At 31.6% G+C, this 11510-nt stretch carries 11 protein-coding genes; 10 read left to right on the top strand and 1 reads right to left on the bottom strand.

Features of this window, described 5'->3' with window-relative positions; genetic code table 11:
- Positions 1-13 precede the first annotated feature (13 nt).
- From lugD to HMPREF3267_RS11705, 3 genes are all read left to right on the top strand, one after another.
- Positions 14-1753, top strand: a complete 1740-nt coding sequence (gene lugD, locus HMPREF3267_RS11715) for a lugdunin non-ribosomal peptide synthetase LugD (RefSeq protein WP_002478846.1) — start codon at positions 14-16, stop codon at positions 1751-1753.
- 7 nt (positions 1754-1760) lie between these two features.
- A complete protein-coding gene (locus HMPREF3267_RS11710; RefSeq protein ID WP_002478847.1) occupies positions 1761-2414 on the top strand; it encodes a 4'-phosphopantetheinyl transferase family protein in 654 nt (217 codons plus the stop codon).
- 1252 nt (positions 2415-3666) lie between these two features.
- On the top strand, positions 3667-4326 hold the full coding sequence (locus HMPREF3267_RS11705; protein ID WP_062077928.1) for a putative quinol monooxygenase: 660 nt from the start codon (positions 3667-3669) through the stop codon (positions 4324-4326).
- 297 nt (positions 4327-4623) lie between these two features.
- Here the strand turns inward: HMPREF3267_RS11705 and HMPREF3267_RS11700 are convergent, their stop codons facing one another.
- Positions 4624-5358, bottom strand: coding sequence for an NAD-dependent protein deacylase (locus HMPREF3267_RS11700; RefSeq protein WP_062077926.1), 735 nt, complete (start codon positions 5356-5358; stop codon positions 4624-4626).
- Between the two features lie 200 nt (positions 5359-5558).
- Here HMPREF3267_RS11700 and HMPREF3267_RS11695 point away from each other — a divergent pair, with 200 nt between their 5' ends.
- From HMPREF3267_RS11695 to HMPREF3267_RS11665, 7 genes are all read left to right on the top strand, one after another.
- A complete protein-coding gene (locus tag HMPREF3267_RS11695; protein WP_002460013.1) occupies positions 5559-6314 on the top strand; it encodes a DeoR/GlpR family DNA-binding transcription regulator in 756 nt (251 codons plus the stop codon).
- A 230-nt stretch (positions 6315-6544) separates the two neighbouring features.
- Positions 6545-6973, top strand: a complete 429-nt coding sequence (gene lacA, locus HMPREF3267_RS11690; RefSeq protein ID WP_002460012.1) for a galactose-6-phosphate isomerase subunit LacA — start codon at positions 6545-6547, stop codon at positions 6971-6973.
- Positions 6974-6988: 15 nt separating this feature from the next.
- Complete coding sequence (lacB, locus tag HMPREF3267_RS11685) at positions 6989-7504, top strand: galactose-6-phosphate isomerase subunit LacB (protein ID WP_002460010.1); 516 nt, start codon at positions 6989-6991, stop codon at positions 7502-7504.
- 12 nt (positions 7505-7516) lie between these two features.
- The gene (locus HMPREF3267_RS11680; protein WP_002478851.1) at positions 7517-8452 is read left to right on the top strand and encodes a tagatose-6-phosphate kinase; all 936 of its coding nucleotides are present in this window, start codon (positions 7517-7519) and stop codon (positions 8450-8452) included.
- A gap of 3 nt (positions 8453-8455) precedes the next feature.
- Complete coding sequence (lacD, locus tag HMPREF3267_RS11675; protein ID WP_002460008.1) at positions 8456-9430, top strand: tagatose-bisphosphate aldolase; 975 nt, start codon at positions 8456-8458, stop codon at positions 9428-9430.
- Positions 9431-9449: 19 nt separating this feature from the next.
- Positions 9450-9761, top strand: a complete 312-nt coding sequence (lacF, locus tag HMPREF3267_RS11670) for a PTS lactose transporter subunit IIA (protein WP_002460006.1) — start codon at positions 9450-9452, stop codon at positions 9759-9761.
- 5 nt (positions 9762-9766) lie between these two features.
- A complete protein-coding gene (locus tag HMPREF3267_RS11665; RefSeq protein WP_172952947.1) occupies positions 9767-11509 on the top strand; it encodes a lactose-specific PTS transporter subunit EIIC in 1743 nt (580 codons plus the stop codon).
- Position 11510 lies beyond the last annotated feature (1 nt).

Here is an 11510-nt window from a genome sequence, read left to right as displayed (position 1 = left end):
GGAGAGAATTTATATGTCTAAATTGCATTTAAATGAATTATATAAAAAATATAACAATACTCAAAAGCTGATAGAATCAAGTAAAAAGCTTCATGAGTTCTTATTGGACAATGTGAAGAAACATCCAGATAAGATTGCAGTTAGAAACAAAAAAGAAAGTATTACTTATGAACAGCTATACAATAAAATGATTGAGGTAACTAACTTATTTGATTTTAATAATCAGCCAATTGCAATAATGGGATATAAAAATATAGATGTAGTTGGACAAATTTTAGGAGTCTTGAATTCAGGCAATTTCTTTATACCAATTAATCCAGCTTCGCCAGATGAAAGGATAAATTATATTTTAGATAAAACACAAGCGAAAGCGTTCATTGACTGCAAGAACACCTATTTTTTACATGATAAAGTAAATGTCGTCAATACTATTAAACCATTAGTTGGGGATGATTCCCTTGCTTATGTGATTTTTACTTCGGGAACTACTGGAATGCCAAAAGGAGTCATAGAATCTCATTATCAAGTTGTGAACACCATCTTCGATTTAATTGAAAGATTTGATTTAGATGATACTGATTATTTTTTAAATCTATCATCCCTATCATTTGATTTAAGCATTTTTGATATATTTGCCTCAATAATTGTTGGAGGGACATTGCATTTAGTTGAAGATCCTAGAGATTTTAATGAAATTAATATGATTCTTTCAAAATATCCAGTAACGATTTGGAATTCCGTACCTAACTTAATGTATCTTTATTTAAACTCCAATAAAGTTATAGAGAATAAATTAAAACATTGTTTACTAAGTGGAGATTTTATTTCAGTAGGATTAGCTAAACTTTTTTATAAAGAATTACCCAATGTGAATTTGCATAGTTTAGGAGGAGCAACTGAGGGTACTATTTGGTCAATTACTTATAATGTTATGAAAAATGAGGTAAATCAATTGAAATATATTCCCTACGGGTATCCTTTAACCAACCAAACGATATATATATTAAATAATGAACATGATTTTTGTGATGTAGGGGAAGTTGGAGAAATTGCTATTGGTGGAATGGGAGTAGCACATGGGTATATAAATGACCAGTTTAAAACTAGTAAATCGTTTATACATCATCCTAGATTGGGATATATTTATCTAACTGGTGACTTAGGTATCTATACGGAACATAATTATATTAAAATACTTGGTAGGAAGAATGATGATTTTAAAGTTAATGGTTATCGATTGAGTTTAAGCGAAATTTCCAATAAGTTTAATAAGTGTTTCAATACTGAAAGCCGTATTCTTTTAACAAAAGATACTCCTAAAAAGATGATTATTGCATATGAAGGTGAAATTTCGTCAGATAAAAATGAAATATTAAAAAAATTATCTAACTATTTATTACCTTACGAAATGCCCAATTATGTATTTAAGGTAGAAAGATTTCCTATCACAATTAATGGAAAAACTGATTATAATAAGTTATTTGATATCTACATGGAGCAGCGTCACTTTATACGTAAGAATAAAGATAGTACCGATGATGTGAGTACTGAGCTAAGAAAGATGTTATCTTTGGAACTTGATGTGACAAATATTCAATCTACAGATACTTTGTTAGATTTTGGAGTTGATTCCATTCAAATGATGAGGATTAAGATTTGGATTGAAAATAAAATTGGGCGAGAATTAGAAATGATTGAACTGTATGAAAATAACTCAGTGAAAGAGTTAGAAACTCTATTAACTGAAAGGTGAAACTATAATGCTGATGATTTATATTTATGAAAATAAGAAAAGTGTATTTTCTACAATAGAGACCAAGTTACTTAATTTTATACAGGAAGAAGATTTGAACAAAATCGCCGCTTTATATTACGATAGAGATAAACTAAATTTGCTATATAGTAGATTAGTGGTTTTGTATGGAATGTATAAGCTTAGAGGTATTTCTCCTAATGATGTAAATATATTAAAAGAAAAATACGGTAAACCGTATATTGAGAATAATAACATTTACTTTAATATATCACATTCTGGTAAAGTTGTTTATGTTGCATTTTATGAACATGGTGAAGTAGGAATTGACGTTGAAGAATTAAATGACGTTCCTAATGAAATTATTGAATATTGCTTTCATGAAGAAGAAAAAAAATTAATGAAAAGAGCTAAAAAACGTGAATATAAGAGGCGATTTTATGATATTTGGACAAAAAAAGAAGCATATTTAAAGAAAAAAGGTACTGGTATTTCAGATAATTTAAAAAAAGTAAATGTAACTAAAAAATATGATTTTATTACTTTTGAATGGAATAATTACTATTGTTCGGTTACTGCTGACGGTTTAAAAACATATAGTATTAAAATCATTCAGTTTGAGGAACTAATTCATTTTTTAAAGTCATTTTCTAGTTTTTAAATAGAATTTGAACTAAGAGGCTGTTTTTTAAATAGGACAATTCATTTAAGTTATGGAAGTTAAGTGACGGATGCTTAACTTCTTTTTAAATTAAGATGTGAATAGTCTTGAACCTATGAGCATTCTAAAACACAAATTATCATATATTCCATAGTCAAAAGATAATCTTTTTATTATCTGAATTTTATGTTTAATTATCTCTATAGACCGTTGTAAAGTCTTGAATAATTGATTATATTTCAATTAAGGTTATTATCTGTTTTAATGTTCTAATTATTGGAAGGATCTTTGTACAAAATAGCTGATAAATTAATAGAAAATAAAATTTTAAGTAACTAATTTGTTTGATTTTCTTTTAATAACTTTCTTAATCCATAAACTTTTTATAATTCAATGTATAAGAAAAAGATTGCAATAATTTTTGTATTGATTATAAAGGATTTTATCTGTCTTTCTGAATCGATTTATAATACAAATCACCGACATATTGAGATCTCTATGTAATAAATTGGATTGTATGAAAACAAACTAGATTTATCTTAGTATGTCTGAATAATTGCTAATTTAGATATATAAAGTTCATACACATCAATTGTTATAGCTCTAACTTTTAGTCTAATCATTAATGGATATCGATAGAAATGTTCTTTTAATGATTTAAGTTTATAATTAGCAGCCACATTTACGTTGCGGTATGTCTGTTACATGAATAAAGGCTTATTACCTCTTTTATTTATATTAATCACTTAGTAATTATAGAGATAATTGCGTTATTTTTATATTCAAAATTTAAAAATCGGACTAGTGATTTATTATAGAATTGAAAAAATGAAAATTTTGAATAGTGGTTTTTGTTGTGAAAAATAAAAGTTTATTTCATATTCGTATAACTTTCTAGTCTTTTAAAGACAATGTCACAAACAATCATTTCCACTTTGTCTAAACTAATTATCTATTATGGTATTTTGAAAGTAGCTCATAGAACTCTCATTTGTCTTTTGGTATCGTTACATAATTTTCACACAATTAAGAACGCTTTCACGGACAACGCGTGTTAATCATGCTGTCACCATTTACAAAAATTTGGTAAAACATTTTCGCTTATTGCTAGGATCTGCTCAAATCCTAAACATCTTTGTCGGATTTTGCTCTATACAATTGATACTTTTTAACTAGTAGTCTAAACTATTAGTAATTTAAATCATTTGAATACTATATTTATGATTAATGGAATCGAGAAGGAGTTTGAACCATGGAAAAACCAGTAGCACATCTATTTAAATTAGAAGTCAGTAATCATGATATAGAGGTATTTCATCAAGCAGGTGTGAATAACTTATCAACTTCTTATCAAAATGAGGATGGTACACTGGCAATGTACGCTAGTAAAATAACAGAAAATCCTAATCAATTTATTGTTTTTGAGGTATATAAAGATGAATATGCTTATCAACAACATTTAAATTCTTCCCAATATCAAGAGTTTACTAATCAAGTTGGAAAGAAGTTGACGCAACAAAAAGCATTTGAGGTAGAGCCAATCTTTTTAAAAGAGAAATTAGCATCATCGAAATGGATTGGTGCAGAACATTTCTGCTTAAAATTTGCACAAATTTTAGTAAAAGAAAATGAAGAATTAAATTTTAGAGAAAGTGTATTAAAAAATATGAAGGCTTCAATCATTGCAGAAGACGATGTACTTGCCATGTATGCACTTCAGGATCGTAATAATTCTCAACGATTCTATTTTTATGAAGTTTACAACGATGAAAAAGCATATAATATCCACTGTAATACGTCTCATTTTAAAACGTATATCAATGAAACAGAAGGAGCGTTAGCTAATAAAGTTTTGGTAGACTTACAAAATGATGTTATGGTCACAAAGGGAAGTTTAACATATCTTCAATAGATTGAAAGGTAAATCGTCAATACCCTGAAAAAACGCGAATTAGTCAAAATATAGCGTTAAATATAACATAAATGGTGCCCCAATAAAGATATACTACGAGCAAGGAAAGTTGCAAATCGGGGCACCAACAAATAGAATTTAAACCGAGACTGGGACATCATTATGTTTTAAGTTATGAACTCTATATTGGCAGTAGTTGACTGGATTAAAAATACGCTTATACCAAGCTTTTTCAATCCTAGTCAACCTTGCCGGGGCAAGACTAAGAATTCATTATGAATTCTGTCCCGCTCCCTTTTAGCTGATCTTTAGTACGTCTTCTACTACCTTTGTCATATCATCATGGATGACTAAATCAGCACGATGATCATACGGTGTAGCGTCTCTATTAATAATGACTAAGTAATCTCCTGTAAAATTTGATATAAATCCAGCAGCAGGTTGGACTACTAAAGAAGAACCTAATACGATTACTGTATCTGCTTCTTGGATTTTGTTTAATGCACTAAATACAGCAGATTGATCTAACATTTCACCGTATAGCACGATGTCAGGACGAATGGCTTTACCACAATCTTCACAGTATATTAAATCGTGTTCTATGACATATGATTTAGTATATTTTTTTCCACAATTCAAACAATAAAAACGATTGAGTGTGCCATGTATTTCGTCTATATTTTTACTGCCTGCATCTTCGTGTAAGCCATCTATATTTTGAGTAATCACACCGAGGGATTTACCTTTATTTTCTAACTCTGCAATCCAATAATGAACTGGGTTGGGTGTTTTATCTGCAAAAAGTAATCGCTGATGAACGAAATTCATAAAACCTTTAGGATCGTCTTCAAAATAATTAATACTTAGCAAATACTCTGGAGCGTATCCATCTTTTGAAACATCGTCATATAATCCCCCTGAAGATCGAAAATCAGGTATGCCACTTGCTACTGATACGCCGGCTCCTGTAAAAAAGACAATACGTTGCGATGTATTAATAATTTCCTTCAATTGTTCTATTTGTTGTTTCAATATAAACACCTCTATAAATCATATTGATCATTTATCTTCAATATTTAATTATACTATAGATATACTAAAGTTTAAAAAGTGTTGTTATTATTAATTCCATACATCTGATATACTTAGATTGCTGGAGAGTTCGTTATTATCTTAAAATATGTATTCAAAATTTATAAAATTCACTAATATCAGGATGTGAAAGGATATCTATGAATAAATATGATCGCTTAGATGAAATTACTAAGATAGTTAATAAAAAAGGAACAGTTAGAACAAATGAAATCGTCGAAGATTTAAATGTATCTGATATGACCGTTCGACGAGATCTTGCTGAACTGGAAGAAAAAGGGGTATTGACTAAGATACATGGTGGTGCTCGCAGCAACTCAGTATTCCAGTTTAAAGAAAAATCACATCAAGAAAAGCATGCACAAAATATAGAACAAAAAAAAGAAGTTGCCCAAAAGGCTGTGTCACTAATTGAAGAAAGTGATACGATATTTTTAGGACCAGGAACAACAATAGAGTTATTGGCCAATATTATGGAAAAAGAATATCTAACTGTAATTACAAACTGTTTGCCAGTATTTAAAATTTTATTTGAAAAACGATCGCTTCACTTTAATGTATATTTATTAGGAGGCGAAATGAGAGAGCTCACAGAATCTTTTGTTGGTGAAATGGCAAATACGCTACTTAAGACAAAACGTTTTAGTAAAATGTTTTTTAGTTGTAATGCGATAAAAGGTTCAAACGTTTTAACATCAACTATTGATGAGGCTTATACACAGCAAATTGCACTAAATCATTCTGTAGAAAAGTACTTGCTTATAGATGATTCCAAGATAGATAAAGAGGATTTCACCCAAATGTGTGATTTAACTGAGCTAACAGCAGTAATTATCAATCAAAGTGATGATGAAAAAATAGAAAAACTAAAAAAATACACAGAAGTAATTCATTAACCAACTAATTAACTGAGACAAGGTTGTTCAATTTGACAATCTTGTCTTTATTTTTTGGATACGAAAAGGATGTTTGAAATACAGTCAAAATCGAAATTGTCAAACATAATTCAAACAATAAATGTTGATTTTATGTTTATTTATGTTTATAATTTAAACATAGAGAGTTTGAAAGCGCTTTTGTAAAAATAGATAATACTCGCGAAATTTATTAAAAAAGGAGAATCATTATGACTGTAATTATTGGTTCAGATGTAGACGGTAAACGTTTGAAAGATGTAGTCAAAGCATTTTTAATTGAACAAAATCACGATGTGGTAGATGTAACAGAAGGTAAAGATTTAGATTTTGTTGATGCAACATTGGCTGTTGTAAACGAAGTTCAAAAAAACGACGACAATCTAGGTATCGCTATAGACAAATTCGGAGCAGGTAGTTTTATGGTAGCTACTAAAGTTAAAGGTATGATTGCTGCGGAAGTATCTGATGAACGTTCTGCGTATATGACTAGAGGCCATAACAATGCGCGTATGATTACTATGGGAGCAGAAATCGTTGGTGATACGTTAGCTAAAAATGTTGCTAAAGAATTTGTTAATGGCCATTATGATGGTGGTCGTCATCAAATCCGTGTAGATATGTTAAATAAAATGTGCTAATAGGAGGAATTAATAATGAAAATTGCAATCGGATGTGACCATATCGTTACTGATGTAAAAATGGAACTTTCTAAACATTTAAAAGAAGAAGGTTATGAAGTATTAGATGTAGGAACTTATGATTTTACACGTACACATTATCCTATCTTTGGTAAAAAAGTAGGCGAAGCAGTTACGAGTGGTGAAGCAGACTTAGGCGTTTGTATTTGTGGTACGGGTGTTGGTATTAGCAATGCTGCGAATAAAGTTCCAGGCGTTAGAACTGCTTTAGTAAGAGATATGACATCTGCATTATATTCAAAAGAAGAATTAAATGCCAATGTAGTTAGCTTTGGTGGCGCAATTATTGGTAAATTATTATTGTTTGATATTGTAGATGCTTTTATCAAAGCGGAATATAAACCAACAGAAGAAAATAAAAAACTTATTGCAAAAATTGAACATTTAGAAGCTCATAATGATAACCAATCGGATCCTCATTTCTTCGATGAATTTTTAGAAAAATGGAAACAAGGTGTATATCACGATTAAGGGTGGTTAACAATGATACTAACATTAACTTTAAACCCTTCAGTAGATATTTCATATCACTTAGACCAGTTTAAATTAGACACAGTAAATCGTGTGAGTCAAATTGGTAAAACTGCTGGAGGAAAAGGACTTAACGTTACACGTGTTTTAAGTGAGCTTGGTGATGAGGTCTTAGCTAGTGGTTTGCTTGGTGGTGAATTAGGTACATTTATCGAAAGTCAACTTGATTCCAATCAAATTCAACGTAACTTTTATCACATTCAAGGTCAAACAAGAAATTGTATCGCCATATTACATGAGGGACAACAGACTGAAATTTTAGAACAAGGACCTACAGTAAGCACAGATGAAGCAGCAGAGTTTAAAACATATTTAGAAACACAGTTGTTAAATCGAGCACAAGTCGTTGCGATGTCAGGTAGTTTACCAAAAGGACTTGAAACGAGTTATTATGCTGACATAGTAGCATTGGCAGCGGCACGAGATATTCCTACAATTGTAGATAGTTCCGGTGCATCATTGGAAAGCGTGTTAAATGCTCAAGTTAAACCAACAGTAATTAAACCTAACATTGATGAACTCAATCAATTAATTAACTTAAATATTTCAGAAGATGTTCATGAATTAAAAGTTGCACTAGAACAACCTATTTTTGAAGGAATAGAGTGGATTATCGTGTCATTAGGTAGTAAAGGTGCTTTTGCAAAACATCATCATAAATATTATAGAGTGAATATTCCAACAATAGAGGTAGTAAATCCAGTAGGTTCTGGAGACTCTACAGTAGCAGGTATTGCTTCAGCTTTACTGCACCATGAATCTGATGAAGATTTGCTAAAAAAAGCGAACACACTTGGCATGCTCAATGCACAAGAAAAGCAAACAGGACATATCAATATCGCGCATTACGATCAATTATATCAACAAATTAAAGTTGTAGAGGTGTAAAAAATGACTAAATCAACACAAAAAGTAGCTTCAATTGAAAAACTTAGCAATGAACAAGGTATTATTTCAGCGCTTGCTTTTGACCAACGTGGTGCATTAAAACGTATGATGGCAGAACATCAAACTGAAACGCCATCAGTAGAACAAATTGAACGTTTAAAATCACTTGTATCAGAAGAATTAACGCAATATGCATCATCAATACTTTTAGACCCAGAATACGGTCTTCCAGCTTCTGAAGTGCGCAACAAATCTTGTGGTTTATTGTTAGCTTATGAAAAAACAGGATATGACGTCAATGCAAAAGGACGGTTACCAGATTGCTTGGTTGAATGGTCAGCAAAACGCTTAAAAGAACAAGGTGCAGATGCTGTGAAATTCTTGCTTTATTATGATGTGGATGATGATGAAGCAATTAATGTTCAAAAACAAGCATATATCGAACGTATTGGTTCAGAGTGTGTTGCAGAAGATATTCCATTCTTCTTAGAAGTTTTATCTTATGATGATAAGATTGCTGATAATAAAAGTGCTGAATTCGCTAAAGTAAAACCACATAAAGTTAATGAAGCGATGAAATTATTCTCACAAGAACGTTTTAATGTAGATGTGTTGAAAGTTGAAGTTCCAGTCAACATGAACTATGTTGAGGGATTTGCTCAAGGAGAAGTTGTTTATAGCAAAGAAGAAGCAGCACAATACTTTAAAGAACAAGATGCAGCAACAAACTTACCATATATCTATTTAAGTGCAGGTGTTTCTGCAGAATTATTCCAAGAAACATTAAAATTCGCACATGATGCAGGCGCAAACTTTAATGGCGTTCTATGTGGTCGTGCAACATGGGCTGGTTCAGTTAAAGTTTATATTGAACAAGGTGAAGAAGCGGCTCGTGAATGGTTACGTACAACAGGATTTAAAAATATAGATGATTTAAATAAAGTGTTAGCAACTACTGCAACATCTTGGAAACAGTAATTTGTGAGGTGGAAGATTAATGAATAGAGAAGAAGTTCAATTACTTGGCTTTGAAATCGTAGCTTATGCAGGAGATGCTAGATCAAAATTGTTAGAAGCACTTACTGCAGCACAAAATGGGAAATTTGACCAAGCTGAAAGCTTAGTTGAGGAAGCAAACACGTGTATTGCTAATGCACATAAAGCACAAACAAGCTTACTTGCAAAAGAAGCGCAAGGAGATGATATTGCCTATAGTGTCACAATGATGCATGGTCAAGACCATTTAATGACGACATTATTATTAAAAGATTTAATGAAACATCTAATTGAATTGTACAGAAGAGGGTGAAGACCTTGATGAATAAACTAATTGAGCAAATCGAGAAGGGCAAGCCTTTTTTTGAAAAGATATCACGTAATATTTATTTAAGAGCCATTCGTGATGGATTCATTGCGGCGATACCTGTAATTTTGTTTTCTAGTATTTTTATTTTAATTGCATACGTTCCTAACGTTTTTGGTTTCTTTTGGAGTAAGACTGTTGAAGGTATGCTTATGAAACCTTATAACTACACGATGGGGATTGTAGGTTTCTTAGTAGCCGGCACGACTGCGAAATCGTTGACGGATTCATTTAACCGTAAATTGGAGAAAACGAATCAAATTAACTTTATTTCAACAATGATGGCAGCGATGTGTGGATTCTTATTTTTAGCGGCTGATCCTGCCAAAGATGGTGGATTTTTAAGTGGTTTTATGGGAACAAAAGGGTTATTAACAGCCTTTATTTCTGCCTTTGTGACAGTTATTGTTTATAATTTCTTTATTAAACGTAACATCACAATTAAAATGCCGAAAGAAGTGCCACCAAATATTTCGCAAGTATTTAAAGACATTTTCCCTTTATCTGCAGTTATCTTAATTTTATATGGCTTAGATTTACTCTCAAGAGCAACAATTCATGCCAATGTTGCCAATTCAGTGTTAAAAGTGTTTGAGCCATTGTTCACTGCTGCAGACGGTTGGGTAGGTGTAACAATTATCTTTGGTGCATTTGCATTCTTCTGGTTTGTAGGTATTCACGGTCCTTCTATAGTTGAACCGGCAATTGCAGCGATTACGTATGCAAACCTTGAAGCCAACTTGCATTTATTACAAGCTGGTGAGCATGCAGACAAAGTGATTACACCAGGGACACAAATGTTCGTGGTAACTATGGGTGGTACAGGTGCCACATTAGTTGTACCATTTATGTTTATGTGGTTAACAAAATCAAAACGAAATAAAGCAATTGGTCGAGCATCAGTAGTGCCTACTTTCTTTGGTGTAAATGAACCTATTTTATTTGGTGCACCATTAGTCTTGAATCCAGTATTCTTTATACCGTTTATATTTGCGCCAATTGTTAACGTATGGATTTTCAAATTCTTTGTTGATGTCATTGGCATGAATAGTTTTAGTATATTTTTACCTTGGACAACACCTGGTCCTTTAGGTATCGTGATGGGTACCGGTTTTGCTTTTTGGTCGTTCGTTTTAGCGATTGTATTAATCGTAGTCGACGTCATTATTTATTATCCGTTTGTAAAAGTATATGATGAGCAAATTTTAGAAGAAGAACTAGGCAATAAAGAAGCAAATACAGAATTACAAGAAAAAGTATCAGCTAACTTTGATACTAAAAAAGCAGACGCAATTTTAGCAACTGCTGGAGCAAGTGAAGTAACAGCAAGTGAGGAAACACATCAAGCTGATGTCGCACAAACGAATAACATTAATGAAGAAACCAATGTGTTAGTGTTATGTGCTGGTGGAGGTACAAGTGGTTTATTAGCTAATGCTTTAAATAAAGCAGCTGAAGAATACAATGTGCCAGTAAAAGCAGCAGCAGGTGGTTACGGTGCACATATGGATATTATGAAAGATTATCAGTTAATTATTTTAGCACCTCAAGTAGCTTCAAACTATGAAGATATTAAACAAGACACTGATAGATTAGGTATTAAACTTGCGAAAACGCAAGGGGTAGAATATATCAATTTAACACGAGATGGGCAAGCAGCTTTAGAATTCGTTCAGAAACAATTTGAAAAATAAT

Source organism: Staphylococcus sp. HMSC62D11 (assembly GCF_001839145.1).
In the GTDB taxonomy this organism is placed as follows: Bacteria; Bacillota; Bacilli; order Staphylococcales; family Staphylococcaceae; genus Staphylococcus; species Staphylococcus lugdunensis.
Note: the sequence above shows the minus strand (reverse complement) of the source record. Positions and strands in the feature narration are given on the sequence as shown.

Coding starts and splice junctions, on each gene's coding strand:
- lugD (WP_002478846.1), top strand. CDS start 14: ATGTCTAAATTGCATTTAAATGAATTATATAAAAAATATAACAATACT.
- HMPREF3267_RS11710 (WP_002478847.1), top strand. CDS start 1,761: ATGCTGATGATTTATATTTATGAAAATAAGAAAAGTGTATTTTCTACA.
- HMPREF3267_RS11705 (WP_062077928.1), top strand. CDS start 3,667: ATGGAAAAACCAGTAGCACATCTATTTAAATTAGAAGTCAGTAATCAT.
- HMPREF3267_RS11695 (WP_002460013.1), top strand. CDS start 5,559: ATGAATAAATATGATCGCTTAGATGAAATTACTAAGATAGTTAATAAA.
- lacA (WP_002460012.1), top strand. CDS start 6,545: ATGACTGTAATTATTGGTTCAGATGTAGACGGTAAACGTTTGAAAGAT.
- lacB (WP_002460010.1), top strand. CDS start 6,989: ATGAAAATTGCAATCGGATGTGACCATATCGTTACTGATGTAAAAATG.
- HMPREF3267_RS11680 (WP_002478851.1), top strand. CDS start 7,517: ATGATACTAACATTAACTTTAAACCCTTCAGTAGATATTTCATATCAC.
- lacD (WP_002460008.1), top strand. CDS start 8,456: ATGACTAAATCAACACAAAAAGTAGCTTCAATTGAAAAACTTAGCAAT.
- lacF (WP_002460006.1), top strand. CDS start 9,450: ATGAATAGAGAAGAAGTTCAATTACTTGGCTTTGAAATCGTAGCTTAT.